Below are 25,626 nucleotides of genomic sequence, written 5' to 3'. Positions count from 1 at the left end.
CAAAACCTGTGGGAGCCGGCTTGCTGGCGAATGCGGCGTGTCATTCACCAATGTGGTGTCTGACCTAACGCTTTCGCCAGCAAGCTGGCTCCCACAATGGGCAATTTCGCCCTTGCTCGCTACATCAATCCAACGCCTGCCAGATCTCGTTGGCGTATTCGCGAATGGTCCGGTCCGAGGAGAACCAGCCCATGCGCGCGGTGTTGAGCACCGCCGAGCGCCACCATTCCTTGCTGTCGTGCCAGCGCGCTTCGACCCTGGCCTGCGCCGCCCAGTACGACTCGAAGTCGGCGCAGACAAAGAACCGGTCGTAGTTGATCAACTGCTCGATCAGGCCCACATACCGATACGGGTCGTCCGGCGAGAACACGCCGCCACGGATCGCCTGCAGCACATCGTTCAACCGGGCTGAACCGGCGATGTCGTTATGAGCGTTGAATTCCCCGGCGTGCTTGCGCGCTTCGACCTCCTGGGCGCTCATGCCGAAAATGAACATGTGCTCCAGCCCCACCTGCTCGCTCATTTCCACGTTGGCACCGTCCAGCGTGCCGATGGTCAGTGCGCCGTTGAGGCCGAACTTCATGTTGCTGGTGCCCGAGGCTTCGAGCCCCGCCGTGGAAATCTGCTCCGACAGGTCGGCCGCCGGAATGATGCTTTCGGCAAGGCTGACGTTGTAGTTGGGCAGGAACACCACTTTCAGCCGCCCGCGCAGGGTCGGGTCGTTGTTCACCGTGCGGGCGATGTCGTTGGCCAGCTTGATGATCAGCTTGGCCGAGTGGTAACTGGCCGCCGCCTTGCCCGCGAAGATCTTCACCCGCGGCACCCAATTGGTGCTCGGGTCGGCGCGCATGGCCTGATACAGCGCCACAGTGTGGAACAGGTTGAGCAGTTGGCGCTTGTATTCATGAATCCGTTTGACCTGCACGTCGAACAGCGCTTCCGGATTGAGCGTGATGCCCATGCGCTCCTGAACGATGGCCGCCAGGGCCTTCTTGCTGTGCAGGCGCTGGGCGGCAAACTCTTTCTGGAAGGCCGGCTTGTCGGCCAGCGGTTCGAGTTTCAGCAGCGCGGTCTCGTGGTTGTCCAGCACCTGCTCGCCCAGTTCCTTGACCAGCATCGCGGTCAGTTTCGGGTTGGACTGGAACAGCCAGCGGCGGAAGGTGATGCCGTTGGTCTTGTTGTTGATGCGCTCCGGATACAGCTTGTGCAACTGCGCGAAGACGGTCTTGCGCATCAATTGAGTGTGCAGCGCCGATACGCCGTTGACGCTGTGCGAGCCGAGAAACGCCAGATTGCCCATGCGCACGCGGCGGCCGTTTTCTTCCTCGATCAGCGACACCGAGCGCAGCAGCCCGAACAGGTCCGGGTCGTCCTTGTGCTCCACGCGCACTTCGTCGATGTGTTGGGCGTTGATCATGTAGATGATCTGCATGTGGCGCGGCAGCATGCGTTCCATCAGGCCCACCGACCAGGTTTCCAGCGCCTCGGGCAGCAGGGTGTGGTTGGTGTAGGCCAGGGTGCCGACGGTGATGCGCCAGGCTTCATCCCACTCCACGTCGTACAGGTCGATCAGGATGCGCATCAATTCCGCCACGGCAATCGACGGGTGCGTGTCGTTCATCTGGATCGCCGCGTGTTCCGGCAGGCTGTGAATGTCGTAGCCCATGTTCTTGTGCCGGCGCAGCAGGTCCTGCAGCGAGGCGGAAACGAAGAAGTATTCCTGACGCAGGCGCAGTTCCTGGCCAGCTTCGGTGCTGTCGTTGGGGTACAGCACGCGGGAAATACTCTCCGCGCGCACCACTTCCGCCACCGCGCCGACGTGGTCACCGGCGTTGAAACGTTCAAGGTGCAGGTCTTCCATCGCCCGGGCACGCCACAGGCGCAGGGTATTCACCGCCTTGCCACGCCAGCCGACCACCGGGGTGTCGTAGGCGATTGCCCGCACGGTTTCGCCGGCGTTCCACACCTGGCGGGTTTCGCCTGACGTATCGAGCACCGGTGCGCCGGTCACGTCGAGCACCGGCTGCACGCTGCCGCCAAAGCCGATCTGGTAAATCACTTCCGGGCGTTCGAACTCCCACGGGTTGCCGAAATCCAGCCAGTTCTCGGTCTGCTCCTGCTGCCAGCCATCGACGATGGCCTGACGAAACAGGCCGTGCTCGTAGCGAATGCCGTAGCCGTGGCCGGCGATGCCCAGCGTTGACATGCTTTCCATGAAGCACGCCGCCAGACGCCCCAGGCCGCCGTTGCCCAGTGCGGCGTCCGGTTCCAGAGAACGGATTCTTTCCAGGTCGACGTTCAGGCCCTTGAGCGCTTCGCGGGCGGTTTCCAGAATGCCGAGGTTGATCAGGCTGTCGAACATCAGGCGTCCGATCAGGAATTCCAGCGACAGGTAATAGACGCGCTTGCGCTCCTGGCGATAGATGTAGCGCGTGTGGTTCATCCAGCGCTCGGCCATCTTGTCGCGGGTTGCCAGGGCAATGGCCATGAACCAGTCATGGTCAAACGCGTGGTCGGCATCTTTGCCGACGGCATACTCGAGTTTGGTCAGTACAGCTTCACGAAAGGCTGCCACTTCAGCGTCACGAACGTTGGGTTCCGGAGACATCGGGTACGACCTCAAGTTGGTTGGACGATTAAAGGGGGTTGTCTGACTGTAGGGCGTCTGGCCGGTTATTTCCTGTGTCCTGGATGAAATATCCGGTTGCATGACCCACGGTTCGACTCGGCAGGAACGCTCAGGTTCGCAGCAGTGCTCACAATCCAGATGCTTGCATCGATCGTTCCAGTCTGGCCTGGCAAGCGCCAAAAAATGAACGTAGCAGCACGGCTTGCCGGCGGGAGCGTTGTGTCAGGCGACTTGTCCTTCACAGGGATACCGCCCCGCCGGCAAGCCGTGCTGCTACGTCGGGAAGTCGTGCGCTCAGATAACACAAACTTGATGTCAGTCATGTGCCTATTCATCAAAACAGGGGTGACAGCCGGGCAGAAACAGGCAAGCATGGCGAATCATCGATTCGGGTTTATGATGCCCGATGGCAGTGAAATAGAAGCTTTTGCCTCTGGGATAGAAAGCAGCTCTGGAAACAAAGAGCAGCCCCTGAATTGGACTTATGGAGCACCTATGCAGACTTTGTACCCGCAGATCAAACCCTATGCCCGGCACGATCTGGCAGTGGAGGAGCCGCATGTGCTGTATGTCGATGAAAGTGGCTCGCCGGAAGGCCTGCCGGTCGTCTTCATCCATGGCGGGCCGGGGGCGGGATGTGATGCGCAGAGCCGACGTTATTTCGACCCGAACCTGTATCGCATTATCACCTTCGACCAGCGCGGCTGCGGCCGTTCCACGCCTCACGCGAGCCTTGAGAACAACACCACCTGGCACTTGGTGGAAGACCTCGAGCGCATCCGCAAGCACTTAGGGATCGACAAATGGGTGCTGTTCGGCGGCTCGTGGGGCTCGACCCTGGCGCTGGCCTACGCCCAGACTCACCCTGATCGCGTGCATGCGCTGATCCTGCGCGGCATCTTTCTGTGCCGCCCGCAGGAGATCAAATGGTTCTATCAGGAAGGCGCGAGCCGTCTGTTCCCGGATTACTGGCAGGATTACCTGGCGCCGATCCCGCAGGATGAGCGCGGCGATCTGCTCGGCGCGTTCCACAAGCGCCTGATCGGCACTGACCAGATCGCCCAGATGCACGCCGCCAAGGCCTGGTCGACCTGGGAAGGCCGCACCGCCACGCTGCGCCCCAACCCGCTGGTGGTCGATCGTTTCTCCGAGCCGCAGCGCGCGCTGTCCATCGCCCGCATCGAGTGCCATTACTTCACCAACAATGCGTTCCTGGAAGAAAACCAGCTGATCCGTGACATGCCCAAGATCGCCCATCTGCCGGGGATCATCGTGCATGGCCGCTACGACGTGATCTGCCCGCTGGACAACGCCTGGGAGCTGCATCAGGCCTGGCCGAACAGCGAGCTGCAGGTGATTCGCGATGCCGGGCACGCGGCGTCCGAGCCGGGCATCACCGATGCGCTGGTGCGCGCCGCCTCCCAGGTGGCGCGGCGTTTGCTGGATCTGCCGCCGGAAGAGGCGTAAAGGCACACACGGTTCAAACCTGTAGGAGCGAATTCATTCGCGAATGGCCCTTTCAGGCAACACATAGATGTCGCCTGAACCATCTTCGCGAATGAATTCGCTCCTACAGGGTTATGTTGATCTTGAGTCTTGTTGGAAGGATTTGAATGAAAGGTCTGCTCCAACGCGTCAGCAGTGCGCGCGTTGATGTTTCGGGCGCCACCGTCGGCGCCATCGATCGGGGTTTGCTGGTGCTGGTCGGCGTCGAGCCGCAGGACACACGCGCCAGTGCCGACAAATTGCTGCACAAGCTGCTTAACTATCGGGTGTTCAGCGACGAAGCCGGCAAGATGAACCTCTCGTTGAGCGATGTGGGCGGTGGTCTGCTGCTGGTTTCCCAGTTCACCCTCGCCGCCGACACCCGTAGTGGCATGCGGCCCAGCTTTTCAAAAGCGGCGCCACCGGCTCTGGGTGCCGAATTGTTTGACTATTTGCTGGAAAAGGCTAAAACCACGCACGGGACGGTCGCTGCGGGCCAATTTGGTGCGGACATGCAGGTCCATCTGGTCAATGATGGCCCTGTGACATTTTTGCTGGAAAGCTAAAATCGCGATTTTGCCTGCCGTACCCGAATTTATTAGGCAAAAAGCCATAAATACTTTGTTTCCCCTGATGCGTTGTAACGCGGGCTACTAGATAATCGCGCGCTACAAAGGCGGGGAAAATTTCCGTCATATCGGTAAAACGCAGATTGGTCCGACAACGTTTGGGGAATCATTGGCCCCTTTCGCAGTCGGAACAATGCTCGCCAACCCGGCATCTGATAGCTGGCCGTTGGTTTCTTCATCTGTTTTCGGCGAGGGTTGCTCGTGATTGTTAGTCCATGTAATGCACCAAAGACCCCTGGCAAGCGCCTGCGTAGCGCCTTGTTGGCCGGGTCGGCTTTGTTCTGTCTGTTCGGCGCCGGTCAGCTTTGGGCGTTCGATCTGGACGACGTGGCGACAAAGGCCAAAGATCTGGCCGGACAGAAATTCGTAGCGCCGAAAAGCAACCTTCCCGCGGAATTCCGCGACATGAAGTTTGCCGACTACCAGAAGATCCGCTTCCTGCAGGACAAGGCTGAATGGGCGGGCGACCGCACCCCGTTCAAGGTGTCCTTCTATCACCAGGGCATGCACTTCGACACGCCGGTGAAAATCAACGAAGTGACGGCCACCACCGTCAACGAGATCAAGTACGATCCGGCCCGCTTTGACTTCGGCGGCATGAAGTTCGACGCCAAGGCCACGGAAAACCTGGGCTGGGCGGGCTTCCGCGTAACGTATCCGATCAACAAGGACGACAAGCAGGACGAAATCATGACCATGCTGGGCGCGAGCTACTTCCGCGTCATCGGCAAAGGTCAGGTCTACGGCCTGTCCGCTCGCGGCATGGCCATCGACACCGCGATGCCGTCGGGTGAAGAGTTCCCGCGTTTCACCGAATTCTGGATCGAGAAGCCAGGCGCTGATGACAACCATCTGGTGATCTTCGCGCTGCTCGACTCGCCACGTGCCACCGGCGCTTACAAACTGACCCTGCGTCCGGGCACCAACTCCCTGGTCGACGTGCAGTCGCGCATGTTCCTGCGTGACAAGGTCGGCAAACTGGGCGTTGCGCCGCTGACCAGCATGTACCTGTTCGGCGCCAACCAGCCGTCGAAAGTCCTCAACTACCGTCGCGAGCTGCACGACTCCAACGGTCTGTCGGTTCAGGCAGCCAATGGCGAGTGGATCTGGCGTCCGCTGAACAACCCGAAACACCTGGCTGTCAGCAGCTTCTCGGTCGAGAACCCGCGCGGTTTCGGTCTGCTGCAACGTGGCCGCAACTTCAGCCATTACGAAGACCTGGATGACCGCTACGACAAGCGTCCAAGCGCCTGGATCGAGCCGAAGGGCGACTGGGGCAAGGGCACCGTCGATCTGGTAGAGATTCCGACCGCCGACGAAACCAACGACAACATCGTTGCCTTCTGGAAGCCGGAAACCCAGCCTGAGCCGGGCCAGCCGATCGAGTTCAACTATCGCCTGCACTTCACCATGGACGAGGACGCTATCCACTCGCCTGACTTGGGCTGGGTCAAGCAGACCCTGCGCTCCACCGGTGACGTGAAGCAGTCCAACCTGATCCGCCAGCCGGACGGCAGCGTGGCCTATCTGGTTGATTTCGTCGGCCCGAACCTGGCTAAACTGGGTGAAGACCCTGCCATTCGCAGCCAGGTCACCACCGACGACAACACCGATCTGGTGGAAAACAACCTGCGCTACAACCCGGTCACCAAAGGCTGGCGCCTGACGCTGCGCCTGAAAGTGAAGGACGCGAGCAAGAACGTCGAAATGCGTGCGTACCTGCTGCGTGAAACTCCGGCTGAGCCTGGCAAGGAACCTGCGGTCATCACTGCTGACAAATCAGACAAGAAGCCTGAGAAAAAAGCCGACGCCAAGGCCGCTGTTGTAGCCGCTGCGCCGAAGGACGAGAAAGCTGAGATCGTCAAGACCGATGCCGTGAAGGCCGGTGATGCGAAAGCGCCGAAAGACGCTGCCAAGGACGCGAAAGACGCCAAGGTTGCCAAGGCAGACGCCAAGGCCGATGGCAAAGACGCTGCCAAGGCAGATGCCAAGGCCGACGCCGCCAAGCCAGCCGAGGCCGAGAAGGTCGCTGAAGCCAAGTCCGACGAAGCTTCGCGTCCGGAAGCCGCGCTGGGCGACGCCGCCAAGGCCAACAAAGGCAGTAAAGAAACCCAGCAGCCAGCTGCAGCGGCTGCATCCACCCAACAGGCCCCGATCATGAATCAACAGATCCTGACCGAGACCTGGACTTACCAGTTGCCAGCCGATGAGTAATTCACAAGCGGTGCCAGGATCTTCGACAGAATCGCTTAGCGAGTATCTGGCACATCTACCAATGAGCGACGAGCAGCGGGCCGAGTTGGCCAGCTGCACCTCGTTCGCGCAGCTGCATGAACGCCTTTCGGCGCAAACCGTCGCCGATCCTGCCGAAGCCGCCCAGGCTTCGGTGGGCCGTCGACTGACGCTGACCACCGCTGACGAACTGCACGAAGCCGAAATGCTCGCCGTGGACGCCAGCGGTCGCGTGTGCCTCAAGGCCGCGCCGCCGATCCGCCGCACCAAGGTCGTGCCCGAGCCGTGGCGCACCAACATTCTGCACCGCGGCTGGCGTCGCCTGACCGGGAAAACCAACCCGCCCAAGCCGACCCACGACGATCTGCCCCGTGACTTGCCCAAGTCGCGCTGGCGCACCGTTGGCTCCATCCGCCGCTACATCCTGCTGATCCTGATGCTCGGCCAGACCATCGTCGCCGGCTTCTATATGAAAGGCATCCTGCCGTACCAAGGTTGGTCTCTGGTGTCGTTCGACGAAATCAGCCATCAGACCCTGTGGCAGACCATCGTGCAGGTCATGCCGTATGCCTTGCAGACCACCATCCTGTTGATGTTCGGGATTCTGTTCTGCTGGGTGTCGGCCGGTTTCTGGACCGCGCTGATGGGCTTCCTGGAGTTGTTGACCGGCCGCGACAAGTACCGCATTTCCGGTGCCAGCGCCGGTAACGAGCCGATCGAAGCCGGTGCCCGCACCGCGCTGGTGATGCCGATCTGTAACGAAGACGTGCCGCGTGTGTTCGCAGGCTTGCGCGCGACTTTCGAGTCGGTCGCCGCCACCGGCGATCTGGACCGCTTCGACTTCTTCGTGCTCAGCGACACCAACGACACCGACATCGCCGTGGCCGAACAACAGGCCTGGCTGGACGTGTGCCGCGAGACCGGTGGTTTCGGCAAGATCTTCTATCGCCGTCGTCGCCGTCGCGTGAAACGCAAAAGCGGCAACCTCGACGACTTCTGCCGTCGCTGGGGCGGTGACTACCGCTATATGGTCGTGCTGGACGCCGACTCGGTGATGAGCGGCGAGTGCCTGACCAGTCTGGTGCGCCTGATGGAGGCCACGCCGGACGCCGGTATCATCCAGACCGCGCCGAAAGCCTCGGGCATGGACACCCTGTATGCGCGCATGCAGCAGTTCGCCACCCGCGTCTACGGCCCGCTGTTCACCGCCGGTCTGCACTTCTGGCAGCTGGGTGAATCCCACTACTGGGGCCACAACGCGATCATCCGCATGAAGCCGTTCATCGAGCACTGCGCCCTGGCGCCGTTGCCCGGTAAAGGCGCGTTCGCCGGGGCCATTCTGTCCCACGACTTCGTCGAAGCTGCGCTGATGCGCCGTGCCGGCTGGGGCGTGTGGATTGCCTATGACCTGCCAGGCAGCTACGAAGAACTGCCGCCGAACCTGCTGGACGAACTCAAGCGTGACCGTCGCTGGTGCCACGGTAACCTGATGAACTTCCGCCTGTTCCTGGTAAAAGGCATGCACCCGGTGCACCGCGCGGTGTTCCTGACGGGCGTGATGTCGTACCTGTCGGCGCCGTTGTGGTTCCTGTTCCTGGTGTTGTCGACGGCTTTGCTGGCGGTCAACACGCTGATGGAGCCGACCTACTTCCTCGAGCCTCGTCAGCTGTACCCGCTGTGGCCGCAGTGGCATCCGGAAAAAGCCGTCGCGCTGTTCTCGACCACCATTGTGCTGCTGTTCCTGCCCAAACTGCTCAGTATCATCCTGATCTGGGCCAAAGGTGCAGAAGGCTATGGCGGGCGGATCAAGGTCACCCTGTCGATGCTGATGGAGATGCTGTTCTCCATGCTGCTGGCGCCGGTGCGCATGATTTTCCATACCCGTTTCGTACTGGCCGCGTTCCTGGGCTGGGCGGCGACCTGGAACTCGCCGCAGCGTGACGACGACTCCACGCCATGGAGCGAAGCGGTCAAGCGCCATGGTCCGCAGACCCTGCTGGGCTTTGCCTGGGCGGGTCTGGTGGCCTGGCTGAACCCGAGCTTCCTCTGGTGGCTGGCGCCGATCGTCGGTTCGCTGGTGTTGTCGATCCCGGTGTCGGTGATTTCCAGCCGCACCAACCTGGGCCTGAAAGCCAAGGACGACAACCTGTTCCTGATTCCGGAGGAGCACACGCCGCCGCAGGAACTGGTCTCGACCGATCAGTACACCCACGAAAACCGCTGGCATGCGCTGCATGATGGCTTCGTGCGTGCCGTGGTCGATCCGCAGCAGAACGCCCTGGCGTGTGCACTGGCGACCTCGCGTCACCGCCACGCCGAGCCGATCGAGTGGATGCGGACCGAGCGCGTGCGTCACGCCATCAAGGGCGGCCCTGAGCACCTGAGCAACAACGAGCGCCTGCAATTGCTGAGCGACCCGGTTGCTCTGGCGCGGCTGCATGAGCTGGTGTGGGCCGAAGGCAATGCCGCGTGGCTGGAAGCCTGGCGTGCATCGGTCAAGGCCGACCCCCATGCACCGCTGCTGCCGTTGCAGCCTGCCACGCACTTGAATGTGCCGTCGCTGGCCAATGCCTGAGTGATGCGCTGAAACAAAACGCCGTCAGAGAGCAATCCCTGGCGGCGTTTTTGTTTCAATGCGGACGTTAGTCGAGGCTGCGAACTGAACATAACCCGGTGGGAGTGAGCTTGCTCACGAAGGCATTGTGTCAGTCAATATCGGGTCGGCTGGACATATGAATTCGTGAGCAAGCTCACTCCCACAGTAGACATTCGCAATCGAGCGCGAGTCAATTCACCCGAAACCGCCCCACCATCTCCTGCAACTGCGCCCCCAACCTCGCCAGCTCTGCACTCGACCCTGCCGTCTGCTCGCTCGCCGCTGCGGTCTGCTCGGAAATGTCCCGCACATTCAGCACGCTGCGGTTGATCTGCTCGGCCACCACGCTCTGTTCTTCGCCGGCCGTGGCGATCTGCTGGTTCATGCTCTGGATCGTCGACACCGTGCGGGTGATGCTTTCCAGCGAGTTACCGGCGCGGCGGCTGAGTTCGACGCTGCTGTCGGTGAGGCTGCGGCTGGCGTCCAGCGTGGTGACCACCTGTTGCGTGCCGTTCTGCAGGGCGGCGATCAGTACCTCGATCTCCTCGGTGGACTCCTGGGTGCGCTTGGCCAGCCCGCGCACTTCATCGGCGACCACCGCAAAGCCGCGCCCGGCTTCACCGGCCCGCGCCGCTTCGATCGCAGCGTTGAGCGCCAGCAGGTTGGTTTGCTGCGCCACCGACTTGATCACATCCAGCACGCCGCCGATCTTGTCGCTGTCCTGCTTCAGATCGCCCATGGCCCGGGTCGAGTTGTGCACCTCCACGGCCAGGCGCTCGATCTGGCTGATGGCGTCCGCCACCACCTTGTCGCCTTCCCGCGCCTGCAGATCCGCCTGACGGGCGGCTTCGCTGGCCTCCTCGGCATTGCGCGCGACTTCAGTAACGGTCGATGCCATCTGGTTCATGGCGGTGGCGACCTGATCGGTTTCGCACTTCTGGTTATTGACCCCGGCGCTGGTCTGCTCGGTCACCGCCGACAGTTGCGTGGCGGCGCTGGCAATCTGCGCCACGCCGTCGCCGATGCCGGAAATCAACTGGCGCAGGCTCAGGGTCATGTCCTGCATGCTGTTTTGCAGGCTGCCCATTTCATCCCGGCGCCGGATGTCCAGATCCTTGCTCAGATCGCCCTTGGCGATGCGCTGGGCGGCCAGCAGCGTCTGGCGCAGCGGCAGGATGATCTGCCGGGTGATCAGCCACGCCGCCAGCAACCCGAACAGCAGGGCCAGCCCGGCCACGCCGCCGAGGGTGTTGCGTGACTGCCCGGCCTCGCTGTCGCGACGCTGGCTCTGCAGGTTGCTGATCTCTTCGGTCGAGGCCAGCAACTGGTCGCCCATCGCTTCCATGGCCTCATGGGCGGCTTCGGCTTTGCCCTGAAGCGCCTTGAGCTCGTTCAGCTGAACTCGGTAGCCCTCCAGGGCCTTTCTCGCTTCGAGCAAGGCCGCCAGGTTGGCGTTGTCCGGATCGGAAGCGATTTGTGCAACTTCCTTGAGCGCCTCGTCGATGGCGCTGATGGCTGCAATCTCAAACGCTTCGATGCCGCTGTAGATGTAGGCGCGGGTTTCGTAGCGGGCATTCTGAACGTGCCGGCGCAGTTGCAGGATGTTGGTGAATTCATCCAGCTGCTCGGCGCTGTCCTGCTCCTGGCTGACCCTTTTCAGCACCTCTCCTTCGGCCGTTCCTATAGCGTTGATGGCGGCGTCCGACAGGTTTCCGAGTGCCTTGCGCGCATCTTCACGCGCCTTGAGGGTCTGGCCGAGTTCATTGAACGTCTTCTCCAGCGTGCTGACGGTGTCGCTCTGGCCGTTGAGCAGCTTGAGGATGTCCGCAGGCAGTTCGTCATCGCGCAGCGTGACCAGATGAGCCTCGATCTCATTGATGCGCCCGACCACGCGGGTGGCGCTGTCATCGGTGTTCTCCACACGAAATGTGATGCGCTCGGCCCGCAGGTCTTTCGTGAGCGCATTGAGCCGGGCGATGGCGGTCAGCGACTCCGAGCGTTCGATCATGGTGTCCAGCCCGAGCCAGCCGGTGAAGGTGATGGCCAGGGTCAATGACAGCACCAGGCCAAAACCCAGCGACAGCTTGAGTTTGACGCTGGTATTGGCCAGCGCCTGATTGATTCCGTGGAACATGGTGGGTCTCCTGCGGATGAGCGTTTAACGCGCATCGGCAGGCCGGGCGGGGGCGTGACCTGAAGAGGGTGTAGGAGATTTCCGAGCGATGGCATGTGGTGATGCCAGTCACAAAACGTCGACTTGTGGGAGCCGGCTTGCTGGCGAATGCGGCGGCTCATTCAACATTGCGGTGTCGGATCGGACGCTTTCGCCAGCAAGCCGGCTCCCACGGCCTGCGGCCAGAAGCCGGAGCGTGGGTGCCGATGAGCTTCTCTACACCCTGAACTTCCCGACCAACCCTTGAAGGTGCGTACCCAGCCGCGCCAGCTCCACACTGGATGCGGCGGTTTCCTCGCTGGCCGCCGAGGTCTGCTCGGACACGTCACGCACGTTGATCACGCTGCGGTTGATCTCTTCGGCAGTCGCGCTCTGTTGTTCGGCGGCGGCGGCGATCTGCTGGTTCATGGCCTGGATCGCCGAGACGGTCTGGGTAATGCTCTCCAGCGAGCCACCGGCGCGGCGGGTCAGGTCGACGCTGCTGGAGGTCAGCGCCAGGCTGCTGTCCATGATCGAGGCCACTTGCTGGGTGCCGTTCTGCAGGCCCAGGATCAGCTCTTCGATTTCCTCGGTGGATTTGTGCGTGCGCTGGGCCAGGCTGCGCACCTCGTCGGCCACCACCGCGAAGCCGCGGCCGGCTTCACCGGCACGCGCCGCTTCGATGGCGGCGTTGAGCGCCAGCAGGTTGGTCTGCTGCGCCACCGACTTGATCACGTCCAGCACACTGCCGATCTTGTCGCTTTCGCGCTTGAGCTCGCCCATGGCCTCGGTGGAATGCGCCACCTCGCTGGCCAGGCGCTCGATCTGGGCGATGGCTTCGGTGACCACCTTGTCACCCTCGCGCGCCTGCTGGTCGGCTGCTACAGCGGCCTCAGAGGCTTCCTCGGCGTTGCGCGCGACTTCCTGCACCGTGGCGGTCATCTGATGCATGGCAGTGGCGACCTGATCGGTCTCCACTTTCTGGCTGTTGACCCCGGCGCTGGTCTGTTCGGTCACTGCCGATAGCTCCTCGGCGGCGCTGGCGATCTGGGTGACGCTGTCGCTGATGCCGCCGATCAGCTCGCGCAGACTGACGGTCATGCGCTGGATGCCGCCTTGCAGCTGGCCCAGCTCATCGCGGCGGTCGGCCTTGAGGTTGTGGGTCAGGTCGCCCGACGCCACGCGGTCGACGGCAATCAGCGTCTGCTGCAACGGCAGGGTGATCTGGCGGGTGATGGCCCAGGCAGCGAGCACGCCGAACAACAACGCCAGTACCGTGGCGAAGCCCAGCATCGATTGCGCCTTCTGGCTGTCGGCGTCGCGCTTGGCGTTCTGCGAGGTGGTCAGCTGGTCGCTGAGACTGAGCAGTTGTTCGCCCAGATCGGCCATTTTCTGCAGGGCCTGGCGGCTGACCTGCTGCGCATCGCGATACTGGCCGACGGCGGCGCGGTAACCCTTGAGCGCCAGGTTGGCCCGCTGCAATTGCGGGATGTACTGCGAGGACACGTCGCCCGCCAGGGTGTTCACGCCGACGATGGCTTCGTCGATGGCGGTGTTGGCGTTCTTCTCGAAGTCCGGGTTGCCGCTGAAGGTGTAGCCGCGCACCTGAAAGCGCGCCTGCTGAATGAGTTTGCTGACGTCCACCGCGCTGTTGAACTGCAGGATGTTGTCGTGCTGGATCAGCGCCTGCTCGATCTTGTTGACCTCTTCCACGGCCGCATCGGCGGTGGCGCCCAGGTTGGTGCGGCTGGCCTCGCGGGCCTGGATGGCGCGGGTCATGTCGTCGAAGGCGCGGCGGTAGTCGGCGGCGGCCTGGATCTGGGCATCCAGCAGTTTCAGGTCGTCGGCACCGCTGATCTTGCCCCGGGCTTGCTTGAGGTAGGTGTCGAGCGTGTCCAGCGCGGTCATGACCCCCGTCGCCGCTTCGCTGCTGTACAGGCTTTCATAGCGCATGCGGGCGGTGCGCAGCTCCATGGTCTGCTCGCTGACCTGGGAAATGTTCGCCAGCTTGTCGCCCCGTTCGATCAGCGCGCCGAGGCTCGACCAGCCGGTGGCGGTAATGACCAGCGTCATCAGCAGGACCAGGCCAAAGCCGATGGCGAGCTTGCGACTGACACTCACGTTTCCGAGACGTTGGGCAAACCAGCGATACATGGGGATTCCTTGCGCGTTGTTTTTATCGATGCCGGGCTATCGGCGCAGGAAATGTGAACTGTAACGCCATTTGGCGGAAATGGCGGGGGAGCCATCGAGTTTGGCGATACCAGCGCCAAGGCATGCGGTGTGGGTTAGAACAACCGCGCAAGCAGGGCGGTGACGGCGGTTTCGACGCGCAGGATGCGTTCGCCCAGTTGCACCGGGTTCAGGCCCGAGGCGCGCAGCAGGTCGACTTCGTAGGGAATCCAGCCGCCTTCGGGACCAATGGCCAAGGTCACTGGCTGTTCGACCGCGCGCGGGCAGGCCGGGAAGTCGCCGGGATGGCCGACCAAGCCCAAAGTGCCTTCGACGACCGCAGGCAGCCGATCCTCGACGAACGGTTTGAAGCGCTTCTCGATGACGATTTCCGGCAACACGCTGTCCCGTGCCTGCTCCAGGCCGAGGATCAGGTTTTCGCGGATCGACGCTGGGGTCAGGAACGGGGTCTGCCAAAAGCTTTTCTCGACCCGGTAGCTGTTGACCAGAATGACCTTCGGCACGCCCATGGTCGCCACGGTCTGGAACACCCGGCGCAGCATCTTCGGGCGGGGTAGCGCCAGTACCAGGGTCAGCGGCAGTTTGGCGGGCGGTTCGCGATCGAAAGCGACCGACAGCTCCGCTTCCCGAGGCTCCAGGCGCAGTACCGTAGCGCTGCCCAGGAGGCCGTTGACCCGCCCGACCCGCAGGCTGTCGCCCACTTCCGAGCGATGCACCTCTTGCATGTGCTTGAGGCGCCGGTCGCGCAACACAACCCGGTCGGCCGAGATGAAGTCGGCCTCTTCCAGCAGCAGCAGGTTCACGGCTGGGTCGCTGGCGGCTGGTCTTGCTTGTCTGCCTGTTCGTCGTCTTCATGGTCGCCGCGCTTGGTGACCATGGAGCTGCACAGTACACCGATTTCGAACAACAGCCACATCGGCACGGCCAGCAGCGTCTGGGAGAAGATGTCCGGCGGGGTAAGGATCATGCCGACCACGAAGCAGCCGATGATCACGTACGGGCGAATCTTCTTCAGGTATTTGACGTCGACGATGCCGATCCACACCAGCAGCACCACGGCCACGGGGATCTCGAACGCCACGCCAAAGGCCAGGAACAGGGTCATGACGAAGTCCAGGTAACTGGCAATGTCCGTCATCATCGACACGCCTTCCGGCGTCACGCTGGCGAAGAAGTGGAAAATCAGCGGGAACACCAGGAAATAGGCAAAGGCCATCCCGGCGTAGAACAGGATGATGCTGGAAATCAGCAGCGGCACCGCGACGCGCTTTTCGTGCTTGTACAGGCCCGGCGCGATGAAGCCCCAGATCTGGTACAGGATCACCGGCATGGCCAGGAACAGCGCGACCATCATGGTCAGCTTGAACGGCGTCAGGAACGGCGAGGCCACGTCGGTGGCGATCATCGTCGCGCCTTCGGGCAGGAATTTGCGCAGCGGCGCCGAGACGAAGGTGTAGATCTTCTGCGTGAAGTAGAACAGCGCACCGAAGATCAGGAAGATCGCCAGCACACAGCGCAGCAGGCGCGAACGCAGTTCAGTCAGGTGCGAGACCAGCGGCATCTGCTGGTCGTTTTCCGGGATTTCGCTCATGGGGCTCGTGGTGGCTGTGTCGAATCGGTGGCAGAAGGAGTGCTCGGCGCAGCAGTTGTGGCTGGCTCGACGGGCGGCGGAACCGGCTCGACTTTCACAGGTTCGCTGATCACCGCTGTGGCGACCGGCGCAGGTTCGGCCACAGGCGCAGGGCTGTGTTCAGCCACGGGCGTCGGCGCTGCATCCAGCGCAGCAGGCGCGGGCTCGACCACCGGTGGCGTGCTCGGCTGCAGCGGCTGCATGATCTTGCGCGCTTCTTCTTCCAGCGAAAGGATGTGCTCGTTGTGCAGCTGCCGACGAATCTCGTCGGCACCGATTTCGCGCTCCACTTCCTGCTTGATCGCGTTGAAGCTGCGTTTCAGGCGCCCGACCCACAGCCCGGCCGTGCGCGCGGCGCCCGGCAGACGCTCGGGGCCCAGCACCAGCAGGGCCACGAGGCCGACCAGCAGCAGTTCAGAGAAGCTGATACCAAACATGGGTCAGGACCTAGTCTTTGCGGGTGGGCTCTTCGACTTTCTGTGCGGTAGCGTCGATGGTGTGCGGCTGATGCAGAGGCTGGGTCGGCGGCACTGGCTGTGCGGTGGGCTGCACAGGTGGCTGCTCGGCCGGTTTTTCGTCGTCGTTCATGGCCTTGCGAAAGCCCTTGATCGACTCGCCGACATCAGTGCCCAGGTTCTTGAGTTTCTTGGTGCCGAACACCAGTACCACGACGACCAGGATGACGATCCAGTGTTTCCAGTCAAAAATGCCCATGACGCGTTCCTCACAAGATATTCAGGGCTTCACGCCCTATGTTTATTCAGCCGAGCGTGCCGCTTTTTCGGCGTGGCCGGACAGCCCGAAACGGCGGTCCAGCTCATCGAGTACCGCTTGTGGGTGCTGGCCCAGTGCTGCGAGCATGACCAGGCTATGGAACCACAAATCGGCGGTTTCGTAGATGACATCGCTGCAGTCACCGCTGACGGCGGCGTCCTTGGCGGCAATGATGGTTTCGACCGACTCTTCGCCGACCTTCTCCAGAATCTTGTTCAGCCCCTTGTGATAGAGGCTGGCCACGTAGGAGGAGTCGGCCGCCGCGCCCTTGCGCTCTTCGAGCACCTGCGCGAGGCGAGACAAGGTATCAGTCATGTTCAGTGTCCTGCGTGATAAATGGCTTCGGGGTCTTTCAGCACAGCGTCGACAATCTTCCAGCCGCCGTTTTCGAAGACGCGATAGAAGCAGCTTTCGCGGCCGGTATGGCAGGCGATGCCGCCGATCTGCTCGACCATCAGGATGATGACGTCGGCGTCGCAGTCCAGGCGCAGCTCGTGCAGCTTCTGCACATGGCCCGATTCTTCGCCTTTGCGCCACAGTTTGCCACGGGAACGCGACCAGTAGATGGCGCGGTTTTCCGCGGCGGTCAGGCTCAGCGCCTCGCGGTTCATCCAGGCCATCATCAAGACGCGCCCGGTTTTATGGTCCTGGGCAATTGCCGGGACCAATCCGTCGCTGTCCCACTTGATCTCGTCCAGCCAGTCTTTCATCGTCGGCTCCGGCCGCTGTGTAAAAGGGGTTAGTTTGCCAGCGGCAGACGCTGCTGGCTATCGACGAACGACCAGATAGAGCCCTGCGACCAGCATCAGCACCGACGGCCAGGCGCTCATCGCGATCAGTTCGCCACCTGATTGAGTATGGGCGGTTGCCAGCACCACGCCACCGGCCACCAGGCAGGCACCGATCAGACGCAGCGCCCAGTGATCGCCTTTGGAAGCGTAAGGCGGGGGCGGATCGCTCTGATGCGGCTGCGACAGGCGCTCCAGCAGGTCGCGGGTCATGTTGGCCAGATGCGGGATCTGCTCGACTTGCGACTGCAGGTTGCCAATCAGGGTTTTCGGGCTGACCCGCTCGCGCATCCAGCGCTCCAGGAACGGCTGGGCGGTGGTCCACAGGTCCAGTTCCGGATACAGCTGGCGGCCCAGGCCTTCGATGTTGAGCAGGGTTTTCTGCAGCAGTACCAGTTGCGGCTGGACTTCCATGTTGAAGCGCCGGGCGGTCTGGAACAGGCGCATCAGCACCTGGCCGAAGGAAATGTCCTTGAGCGGCTTCTCGAAGATCGGCTCGCACACCGTGCGGATCGCCGCTTCGAATTCATTGAGCTTGGTTTCTGCCGGCACCCAGCCCGAATCGATGTGCAACTGGGCGACGCGGCGGTAATCGCGCTTGAAGAAGGCGAACAGGTTGCGCGCCAGATAGTCCTGGTCTTCCGGGGTCAGGCTGCCGACGATACCGCAGTCGATGGCGATGTATTGCGGGTCCCACGGCGCCACGGTGCTGACGAAAATGTTGCCGGGGTGCATGTCGGCGTGGAAGAAACTGTCGCGGAACACCTGGGTGAAGAACAGCTCCACGCCGCGTTCGGCGAGCTTCTTCATATCGGTGCGCTGGTCCGCCAGGGTCGATAGGTCGGTGACCTGCACGCCGTAGATGCGCTCCATCACCAGTACTTTCGGCCGGCACCAGTCCCAGTAGACCTGCGGCACGTAGAGCATGGTTGAGCCTTCGAAGTTGCGCCGCAGCTGGCTGGAGTTGGCCGCTTCGCGCAACAGGTCGAGCTCGTCGTAAATGGTCTTCTCGTAGTCGGCGACCACGTCTACCGGGTGCAGCAGGCGCGCGTCGGCAGACAGCCGTTCGGCGATGCGCGCCAGAATGAACAGCCACGCCAGGTCCGAACTGATCACCGGCTTGAGGTTCGGCCGCACCACCTTGACCACCACTTCTTCGCCGCTTTTAAGCCGTGCCGCATGGACCTGCGCCACCGAGGCCGACGCCAGTGGGGCCACGTCGAAGCGGCTGAACACGTCGCTGATCTTCGCGCCCAGCTGGGACTCGATCAGGGCGATGGCTTTCTCGGACTCGAACGGCGGCACGCGGTCCTGCAGCAGCATCAGCTCATCGGCGATGTCTTCGGGCAACAGGTCGCGGCGGGTGGACAGCAACTGGCCGAACTTGATGAAGATCGGCCCCAGGTCCTGCAGGGCCAGACGCAGGCGCGCGCCTCGGCTCAGGTCGCTCTGGCGTCGGGGAAACCAGCGCCAGGGCAACACAAAGCGCACGGCGAGCAGCCACCAGGGCAGAGGCAGGGCGAACAGCAGATCATCCAGGCGGTAGCGGATGACGACCCGCTGGATGCGAAACAGGCGGCGGACGGCAAGCAGGCTCATGCGTTATCGCTGGGTTTGAGAGAGTGGGCCAGACGCTCGAAGCGGGCTTCGAGGCGTTCCAGGTCTTGTTTGGTCTGATCCAGTTCGGCGAAGCGGGCTTCGGCCTCGCGCTTGCCGACCAGGGTGCGGGATTCTTCGGCCAGGTATTCGGCCAGGTTGTGGCTCAGGCTCGACACGCTGTCGCGGCTCCAGCGTGCGCTGTTGCGCAGATGCCCGCCGATCAAGGGCGTCGCCACTGGGCCGAGCCAGCGTTGCAGCTCGTATTCCCAGTCCAGGTCCAGGTCCTGCAGCACGCCCACCAGCTCCAGCAGCACGGCGCTTTCACCGTCCAGCTCGACTTCCGGGCTGTGCAGCACGGCGTTCTTGTCCTTGCTCAGGGCCAGGCGCAGCAGGCTTGCCGCAGGGGCACGCAGGGTCACGTCGGCGCCACCTTCCCAGGTCGAGGCCAGCATCAGGCCTTCGTCGCTGGGCAGGATGTGCAGATTGAACGCAGGGCTGGTGCACTGCACTGCGATGATCTTGCCGCTCAGGCGATCAAGGCGGGGCAGGGCCGTACTGTCCATTTGCAGGACGCGGTTGATGCCGTGCTCGGCGCTGGCGAGCAAGCCGCTGATCAGCATCAGGGCTTGATGCCGCGGTGCAGGGCAACGATGCCGGAGGTCATGTTGTGGTAGGTCACGCGGTCGAAACCGGCTTCTACCATCATCGACTTCAGGGTTTCCTGATCCGGGTGCATGCGGATCGATTCGGCCAGGTAGCGGTAGCTTTCCGAGTCGTTGGTGATCAGCTTGCCCGCCAGCGGCATGAAGGCGAACGAGTAGGCGTCGTAGACCTTGGACATGACCTTGTTGGTCGGCTTGGAGAATTCCAGCACCAGCAGGCGACCGCCCGGCTTGAGCACGCGCAGCATGGAGCGGATGGCGTCATCCTTGTGCGTCACGTTGCGCAGGCCGAAGGCGATGGTCACGCAATCGAAGTAGTTGTCGGGGAACGGCAGCTTTTCAGCGTCGGCCTGGACGAACTTGATGTTGCCGGCCACGCCGCGGTCGAGCAGGCGGTCGCGACCGACCTTGAGCATCGAGGCGTTGATGTCGGCCAGCACCACTTCACCGGTCGGGCCGACCAGGTGGGAGAATTTTTTCGCAAGGTCACCCGTGCCGCCGGCGATGTCGAGCACGCGGTTGCCGGCGCGCACGCCGGACAGCTCGATGGTGAAGCGCTTCCAGAGGCGGTGCATGCCACCGGACAGTACGTCGTTCATCAGGTCGTACTTGGCTGCAACGGAGTGGAACACTTCGGCGACTTTCTCGGCCTTCTGGCTTTCGGCCACGGTTTTGTAACCGAAGTGAGTGGTGGGTTCGGCATCGCTGCCTTTGCGCGGATCGTTCATATCGCTGTCACCGGAATAAAGTGCGGCCATTCTAATCGCCGGGGCTGGCTTTGTCTTGACAAGGGTTAGGGTGAACAGTTTCTTCGCGGGATGCCGCTGGTATAGTGGCCCGACGATTTACCCCGATGAAGGAGCCTGGCAATGGCCCGAATTACCGTGGAACGCCCGCACACGCTGGGCAAGGACAAGGCCCGCGAGAAGGCCGAACTGCTGGCCGAGAAGCTGGGCGAAAAATATGGCATCGAACACAGCTGGAGCGGCGACACCGTATCCCTGGAAGGCAAGGGCGCCAAAGGCACCGTGCAGGTGGAAGAGGCGCTGGTGCGGGTGAATATCGAACTGAATTTCTTCCTGTCGGCGATGAGCAGCACCATCGAATCGGAAATCGCCCGGCAGCTCGACAAGGCACTCACCGCGTAATCAAGTTCTTCACCATTTCCTGTGGGAGTGAGCTTGCTCACGAATGCGATTCATCAGTGCAAACTGTGCTGACTGACCTGACGCTTTCGTGAGCAAGCTCACTCCCACACCTCATTTCGAAGACCACCCCTTCACCCTAGGGTGAGCTTTCTAATTTTTCTCTCTACTTTGTGCCCATGCCCCGATTTCCAGTGGGCGGTTGCTCCCATCCCTTTCGAGTGTGAGGTGCGTCATGGTCAAAGTTGCCCTGAAGAAAAAAATCGCAGACGAAGAAACCAAGGCTTTTTCCGAAGTTCGTCTGTATGCACGCAAGATCTGGCTCGCGGGCCTGGGCGCCTACGTCAAGGCGGGCCAGGAAGGCGCCGAGTACGTCAAAGAGCTGATCAAGACCGGCGAGCAGACTGAAAAGAAAGCCAAGAAATTGATCGATGAAAAGATCGAAGCGGCCAATACCGAGATCGATGAAGCCACCGGTGAAGTGATCAAGGTCAAAGGCCGTGTGGAAGCGCAACTCGACAAAATCGAAAGTGCATTCGACCGCCGCGTGGCCAGTGCCTTGAATCGCATCGGCATTCCGTCTAAACATGATGTTGAGACACTCTCTGCTAAGCTCGATGAGCTGACGGCATTGCTCGAACGTGTCGCGCGTAAACAATAAGGAGAGCGGGATGGCTGGCAAAAAGAAAACCGATAAAGAAGGCAGCTCTTGGATTGGCGAGGTTGAAAAATACTCCCGCCAAATCTGGCTGGCTGGTTTAGGCGCTTACTCGAAGATCAGCAATGACGGCAGTAAGCTTTTCGAATCGCTGGTAAAGGACGGCGAGAAAGCCGAAAAGGAAACCAAGGCCACCGTTGGCAAGACCGTCGACACGGCCAAGACCACCACCAAATCCCGCGTCGGTGACGTGAAGGATCTGGCGCTGGGCAAATGGGGCGAGCTGGAAGGGGCTTTCGACAAGCGCCTGAACAGCGCAATCTCGCGCTTGGGCGTCCCTAGCCGCAACGAGGTCAAGGCCCTGCACAGCAAGGTTGACTTGCTGACCAAGCAGATCGAAAAACTGACCGGTGCGTCGGTCACGCCGATCTCGAAAACCGCAGCGGCCAAGCCTGCTGCCAAACCTGCCGCGAAAACCGCCGCCAAGCCGCTGGCCAAAGCTGCCGCCAAGCCGGTCGCCAAGGCCGCGAGCGCCGCAGCCAGCAAGACCGCCGCAGCCAAACCTGCAGCAGCCAAGGCCGCCGCCAAGCCGGTAGCGGCAGCGTCGAAGGCCGCAGCGTCCACTGCGGCGAAGGCGAAAACCGTGGCAGCGAAGCCGGCCGCCAAGCCAGCTGCGAAACCTGCGGCCAAACCGGCAGCGGCAGCCAAACCTGCAGCGGCCAAGCCCGCCGCGAAACCAGCAGCGGCGAAAAAGCCTGCCACCGCGAAGAAACCCGCAGCCGCCAAGCCTGCTGCTGCCGCAAAACCCGCTGCAGCACCGGCTCCGGCCGCACCGGCCAGCGCAGCGCCAAGCGCTTCTGCGCCAACGCCAGCAGCGGCACCGGCGTCGACCCCTTCCAGCGCGTCGGCACCGTCCAGCCAATCCTGATTTCTGGCTGGCAATCCCAAAGCCCGATCTGTGAAAACAGGTCGGGTTTTTTGTTTTCATTCCCCCGGTGATTACTCTTCCAGATAATGCATCGCCAGTTTCTCTGACGCATGCCTTGCACCCGGTTTCAAATGGGGCGCCACCAGCATCATGATCTGATACACCACCACCCGCGTTTCACCCTCGCGGTCGAGAATGCGCTGGTAATCCAGCGAGAACAGCAGGGTCATGGTGATCTGCTCCACCAGTTGCCCCAGCGCCTGGGTGTCGCTGGTGACCTGGCCTTCGGCCTTCAGGCGCGCCAGCAGGGACGCCAGGGTGCGCTTGATGGCATTGAGCAGGCTGCGGATGCCCCGTGCCAGTTTCGGCAAGCGCCCGGCCAGGTTCGACAGGTCCTGAAACAGAAAACGGTAATGCGACAGCCGCTCGACGATCAGGTGCAGGAACAGCCAGTAGTCCTCGGCATCCAGGCGCGCGTCGGCGGGTGGGTCGAGCAGGGGCGCGAGCTCGTTCTGGAAACGCTCGAACAACTCCATCACCAACGGCTCCTTGCCGTGGAAGTGGTAGTAGAGATTGCCCGGGCTGATATCCAGTTCGTTGGCGATTTCCAGTGTCGAGACGTTGGGTTCGCCCTGTTGGTTGAACAGCTGCAGGGCGCATTCGAGTATGCGGTCGCGGGTCTTCATCCAGTCTTCTTAAGTCGGTATTCGAAACAGGTCGCGGTGTCAGCGGCGCGAGGGATTCCCTGTAGGAGCGAATTCATTCGCGAATGATCTTTCAGGCGCCATGGATGTATCGCCTGACGCATTTTTCGCGAATAAATTCGCTCCTACAGTTTTACCTCACGCGCACGTACGTCCCGGGTGCAACCTCCATCGGCGGGTAGTTCTGGTTGCCCAGCGCAGTCAGCGTTTCGCGCTGCGGCCCCGAGCGCTCCTGAATCCAGCTCAACCAGGTCGGCCACCAGCTGCCATCGGTGGGCGTGGCGTCGTAGTACCAGGCGCGTGGGTCGCTGCTCAGCTTGCCGTTCTCGACGAAGTTCGCCTTCGGGTTGCCCGGGGGGTTGAGGATGCTTTGCACATGGCCACTGTTGGACAGCAGAAAGCGCCGCTCGCCGCCCAGCAGCAGGGTCGAGCGATAGACCACGTCCCAGGGCGTGATGTGGTCGTTGATGCCGGCCACGCTGAAGCTGTCGACCGTGACCTTCTGCAGGTCGATCGGCGTGCCGCACACTTCCAGCCCGCCGGGGTGGCTGAGCGGGTTGTGCTTGAAGAAATCCAGCATGTCGCCGTGCAGCGCGGCGGGCAGGCGCGTGGTGTCGTTGTTCCAGTACAGGATGTCGAACGACGGCGGCGCCTTGCCCAGCAGGTAGTTGTTGACCCAGTAGGCCCAGATCAGGTCGTTGGGGCGCATCCAGGCAAAGACCTTGGCCATGTCGCGGCCATCCAGCACGCCGCGCTGATAGGAGCGGCGCTTGGCGGCCTCCAGCGTCTGCTCGTCAATGAACAGCGTCGCCGGGCTCTCGATCTGGCTGTCCAGCAGGCTGACCAGATAGGTCGCGCTGGCCACCCGGCGCATTTGCCGCTTGGCCTGCAAATGGCCCTGCAAGGCGGCGATGGTCAGCCCGCCGGCGCAGGCGCCCATCAGGTTGACTTCCCGCGCGCCGGTGATCGCCCGGCACACGTTCATGGCTTCTTCCACCGCCTCGACGTAGCTGGAAAGGCCCCATTCGCGATGGCGCACATCCGGGTTGCGCCAGCTGATGATGAAGGTCTGCAGGCCGTTCTTCAGCGCGTACTGGACGAAGCTGTTGTGCGGGCTCAAGTCGAAAATGTAGAACTTGTTGATCTGCGGCGGCACGATCAACAGCGGCCTTGCGTACTGCTTTTCGCTCATGGGCTTGTACTGGATCAGCTCCAGCAGCTCGTTGCGAAACACCACCGAGCCCGGCGTCACGGCCAGCGTGCGGCCGATCTCGAAGGCATCCTTGGTGGTCTGGCTGGGCAGGCCGTTGTTGTGCAGAAAATCATCGAACATGTGGCTCAGGCCTTTCACCACACTGCTGCCGCCTGAGTTGAACAGCTCCTTGACCGCCAGCGGGTTGAGCAGGCTGTTGGTGGGCGACAGTGCATCGTTGAGCAGGGCGAAGATGAATTGCGCGCGGGAGCGATCGTCTTCAGGCAGGCCGCTGTCGGCGATCCAATTGCGCACCTGATGTTGCCAGCTCAGGTAGGCCTGCAGGCCACGCCGGTAAATCGGGTTGTGGGCCCAGGTCGGGTCGTTGAAGCGGGTGTCCTGTGGGTGCAACTGATGGGGTGTCTCGCCCAGCAGCACCTTGCCCAGTTGGCCGCCCAGCGTGAGCGCGTGGCGGGCTGTGTAGACCGGGCGCTTGAGACCCTGCAACGCCACACTGCGCAAGGTGGAGAACAGGTCCCGCCCGCGCAGGCCGGTGATGGCGCTTTGCGCGTTGATGTAGGTCGCTGGCGTCGGATAGGCGCTCTTCGCCGGTTTGTCTCGCATGGATCAACACTCCTTCGTCAGACCATGTGCAATGCAGGTAGCCTCAGTGAGATCGCCCCGCAGGCGCAGGCTGAGGATGCATGACGGCGCGCTGCCGTTCCTGCTGGAGAAATTTCATGATGATGGGCGCCACTGCTTCGGCCCGGGTGATCAGAAACAAATGACCGTCGTCGATTATGTGTAGCTGGGCATTGGGGATACGCCAGGCCAGCAGTCGCATGTTGATCAGCGGGATCAGCGGGTCGTCGTCGCCGGCCAGCACCAGCGTGGGCTGGCGGATCTTGTGTAGCCAGTGAATGCTGGTCCAGCCCATGCCCGCGAACAGCTGCCAGTAGTAGCCCAGCTTTCCGGACGAGCGGACCTTGGCCGCATGGTTGGCGGCCAGATTCAGGTCGCGCCTGAAGGCCCCGCCGTAGATGTCCGGGGCGATGCGGATGACGTGGGACGGCTGAATGTAGCGCCGTGGACTTGCCATCATCCACAGCACTTTCGGCTTGCCGGGCACCATCACCGCGCCGGCGGAGGTGGCGGCCAGCACCAGCTTCTTGCAGCGCTCGGGATAGTCGTAGGCGAACTGCTGGGCCAGCGCACCGCCCCACGACACGCCGATCGCATTGACCTGGCCGTAGTCCAGGTAATCGAGCATGCGCGCCGCGAGTTTGGCCAGGCCCGGAAAGCGGTAGGGCCGACGGGGCGTGGACGAGCCGCCGACACCCGGCACGTCGAAGGCGATGACCTCAAGATCAGGGTCCAGCGCCTCGACGAACGGAAACACCAGCTCCAGGTTGGCGCCGATGCCGTTGAACACCAGCAGCGGCGTCAGATGGCTCTTGCCCGGTCGCACCGCGGTGCGGATGTTGTGGCCATCCAGATCGATGGTGCGAAACACAAACGGTTGCGGCATGCGCGAAGCCCTGTGGGTTAAACGCCGATTACAGCCTCATGGGCGGCGCGGTATCTGGTGGAAACAATTCTCTGTAGGAGCGAATTTATTCGCGAAAATGGT

22 protein-coding genes and 2 pseudogenes are annotated in these 25,626 nt (G+C 62.3%); 7 read left to right on the top strand and 17 right to left on the bottom strand.

The window, feature by feature from the left end:
- Positions 1–124: 124 nt before the first annotated feature.
- Positions 125–2,608 (bottom strand): glycogen/starch/alpha-glucan phosphorylase, encoded by a 2,484-nt coding sequence (locus AC1MEK_RS08080; RefSeq protein WP_480395741.1) that lies wholly within the window; start codon positions 2,606–2,608, stop codon positions 125–127.
- Between the two features lie 516 nt (positions 2,609–3,124).
- On the opposite strand from AC1MEK_RS08080, the gene pip reads away from it, so the two are divergent.
- The 4 genes from pip (at position 3,125) to mdoH (ending at position 9,550) form a co-directional block, all read left to right on the top strand.
- Entirely contained in the window at positions 3,125–4,096 is a 972-nt protein-coding gene (gene pip, locus AC1MEK_RS08075; RefSeq protein ID WP_480395740.1) for a prolyl aminopeptidase, read from the top strand.
- Positions 4,097–4,242: 146 nt separating this feature from the next.
- Positions 4,243–4,680 carry a D-aminoacyl-tRNA deacylase gene (gene dtd, locus AC1MEK_RS08070; protein ID WP_480395739.1) on the top strand — a complete coding sequence of 146 codons (438 nt, stop codon included), beginning with the start codon at positions 4,243–4,245 and terminating at the stop codon, positions 4,678–4,680.
- A gap of 264 nt (positions 4,681–4,944) precedes the next feature.
- Entirely contained in the window at positions 4,945–6,957 is a 2,013-nt protein-coding gene (locus tag AC1MEK_RS08065) for a glucan biosynthesis protein G (RefSeq protein WP_480395738.1), read from the top strand.
- On the top strand, positions 6,950–9,550 hold the full coding sequence (gene mdoH / locus AC1MEK_RS08060) for a glucans biosynthesis glucosyltransferase MdoH (RefSeq protein ID WP_480395737.1): 2,601 nt from the start codon (positions 6,950–6,952) through the stop codon (positions 9,548–9,550). Before AC1MEK_RS08065 ends, mdoH begins: the two co-directional genes overlap by 8 nt.
- Before the next feature lie 211 nt (positions 9,551–9,761).
- On the opposite strand, the gene AC1MEK_RS08055 is transcribed toward mdoH, so the two are convergent.
- The 13 genes and pseudogenes from AC1MEK_RS08055 to ubiE form a co-directional block, all read right to left on the bottom strand.
- On the bottom strand, positions 9,762–10,628 hold the full coding sequence (locus AC1MEK_RS08055) for a methyl-accepting chemotaxis protein (RefSeq protein WP_480396058.1): 867 nt from the start codon (positions 10,626–10,628) through the stop codon (positions 9,762–9,764).
- Positions 10,620–11,579, bottom strand: a pseudogene (locus tag AC1MEK_RS08050) (methyl-accepting chemotaxis protein); the annotation flags it as partial. The pseudogene AC1MEK_RS08050 and the gene AC1MEK_RS08055, both read right to left, overlap by 9 nt.
- Positions 11,580–11,960: 381 nt before the next feature.
- A complete protein-coding gene (locus AC1MEK_RS08045; protein WP_480396057.1) occupies positions 11,961–12,674 on the bottom strand; it encodes a methyl-accepting chemotaxis protein in 714 nt (237 codons plus the stop codon).
- Positions 12,675–12,815: 141 nt separating this feature from the next.
- A pseudogene (locus tag AC1MEK_RS08040) lies at positions 12,816–13,796 on the bottom strand (methyl-accepting chemotaxis protein); the annotation flags it as partial.
- 215 nt (positions 13,797–14,011) lie between these two features.
- Complete coding sequence (locus AC1MEK_RS08035; RefSeq protein WP_480395736.1) at positions 14,012–14,719, bottom strand: 16S rRNA (uracil(1498)-N(3))-methyltransferase; 708 nt, start codon at positions 14,717–14,719, stop codon at positions 14,012–14,014.
- On the bottom strand, positions 14,716–15,507 hold the full coding sequence (gene tatC / locus AC1MEK_RS08030) for a twin-arginine translocase subunit TatC (RefSeq protein ID WP_480395735.1): 792 nt from the start codon (positions 15,505–15,507) through the stop codon (positions 14,716–14,718). The genes AC1MEK_RS08035 and tatC overlap by 4 nt, the downstream gene beginning before the upstream one ends.
- Positions 15,504–15,983: a Sec-independent protein translocase protein TatB gene (tatB, locus tag AC1MEK_RS08025; RefSeq protein WP_480395734.1), complete on the bottom strand. Its 480-nt coding sequence runs from the start codon at positions 15,981–15,983 to the stop codon at positions 15,504–15,506. Before tatB ends, tatC begins: the two co-directional genes overlap by 4 nt.
- 10 nt (positions 15,984–15,993) lie before the next feature.
- Positions 15,994–16,260: a twin-arginine translocase TatA/TatE family subunit gene (locus AC1MEK_RS08020; RefSeq protein WP_480395733.1), complete on the bottom strand. Its 267-nt coding sequence runs from the start codon at positions 16,258–16,260 to the stop codon at positions 15,994–15,996.
- Positions 16,261–16,302: 42 nt separating this feature from the next.
- On the bottom strand, positions 16,303–16,635 hold the full coding sequence (locus AC1MEK_RS08015) for a phosphoribosyl-ATP diphosphatase (RefSeq protein ID WP_480395732.1): 333 nt from the start codon (positions 16,633–16,635) through the stop codon (positions 16,303–16,305).
- A gap of 2 nt (positions 16,636–16,637) precedes the next feature.
- A complete protein-coding gene (hisI, locus tag AC1MEK_RS08010) occupies positions 16,638–17,030 on the bottom strand; it encodes a phosphoribosyl-AMP cyclohydrolase (RefSeq protein WP_480395731.1) in 393 nt (130 codons plus the stop codon).
- 57 nt (positions 17,031–17,087) lie between these two features.
- On the bottom strand, positions 17,088–18,707 hold the full coding sequence (ubiB, locus tag AC1MEK_RS08005) for a ubiquinone biosynthesis regulatory protein kinase UbiB (protein ID WP_480395730.1): 1,620 nt from the start codon (positions 18,705–18,707) through the stop codon (positions 17,088–17,090).
- Positions 18,704–19,327, bottom strand: coding sequence for a ubiquinone biosynthesis accessory factor UbiJ (locus tag AC1MEK_RS08000; RefSeq protein ID WP_480395729.1), 624 nt, complete (start codon positions 19,325–19,327; stop codon positions 18,704–18,706). The genes ubiB and AC1MEK_RS08000 overlap by 4 nt, the downstream gene beginning before the upstream one ends.
- On the bottom strand, positions 19,327–20,097 hold the full coding sequence (gene ubiE, locus AC1MEK_RS07995; RefSeq protein ID WP_480396056.1) for a bifunctional demethylmenaquinone methyltransferase/2-methoxy-6-polyprenyl-1,4-benzoquinol methylase UbiE: 771 nt from the start codon (positions 20,095–20,097) through the stop codon (positions 19,327–19,329). Before ubiE ends, AC1MEK_RS08000 begins: the two co-directional genes overlap by 1 nt.
- A gap of 141 nt (positions 20,098–20,238) precedes the next feature.
- Between ubiE and AC1MEK_RS07990 the strand changes: the two genes are divergently transcribed.
- The 3 genes from AC1MEK_RS07990 (at position 20,239) to AC1MEK_RS07980 (ending at position 22,100) form a co-directional block, all read left to right on the top strand.
- Positions 20,239–20,517, top strand: coding sequence for a polyhydroxyalkanoic acid system family protein (locus AC1MEK_RS07990; protein ID WP_480395728.1), 279 nt, complete (start codon positions 20,239–20,241; stop codon positions 20,515–20,517).
- A 232-nt stretch (positions 20,518–20,749) separates the two neighbouring features.
- Positions 20,750–21,175: a phasin family protein gene (locus AC1MEK_RS07985; protein ID WP_480395727.1), complete on the top strand. Its 426-nt coding sequence runs from the start codon at positions 20,750–20,752 to the stop codon at positions 21,173–21,175.
- A 10-nt stretch (positions 21,176–21,185) separates the two neighbouring features.
- Positions 21,186–22,100 (top strand): phasin family protein, encoded by a 915-nt coding sequence (locus tag AC1MEK_RS07980; protein ID WP_480395726.1) that lies wholly within the window; start codon positions 21,186–21,188, stop codon positions 22,098–22,100.
- Between the two features lie 71 nt (positions 22,101–22,171).
- Here the strand turns inward: AC1MEK_RS07980 and AC1MEK_RS07975 are convergent, their stop codons facing one another.
- The 3 genes from AC1MEK_RS07975 to phaZ form a co-directional block, all read right to left on the bottom strand.
- Positions 22,172–22,786, bottom strand: coding sequence for a TetR/AcrR family transcriptional regulator (locus AC1MEK_RS07975; RefSeq protein ID WP_480395725.1), 615 nt, complete (start codon positions 22,784–22,786; stop codon positions 22,172–22,174).
- Positions 22,787–22,937: 151 nt separating this feature from the next.
- Complete coding sequence (gene phaC / locus AC1MEK_RS07970) at positions 22,938–24,620, bottom strand: class II poly(R)-hydroxyalkanoic acid synthase (RefSeq protein ID WP_480395724.1); 1,683 nt, start codon at positions 24,618–24,620, stop codon at positions 22,938–22,940.
- Positions 24,621–24,663: 43 nt separating this feature from the next.
- Positions 24,664–25,524, bottom strand: a complete 861-nt coding sequence (phaZ, locus tag AC1MEK_RS07965) for a poly(3-hydroxyalkanoate) depolymerase (RefSeq protein WP_480395723.1) — start codon at positions 25,522–25,524, stop codon at positions 24,664–24,666.
- Positions 25,525–25,626 lie beyond the last annotated feature (102 nt).

This window comes from Pseudomonas sp. 2, assembly GCF_056627435.1.
The sequence above is the reverse complement of the archived record's forward strand: the minus strand, read 5'-3'. Positions and strand labels throughout refer to the sequence as shown.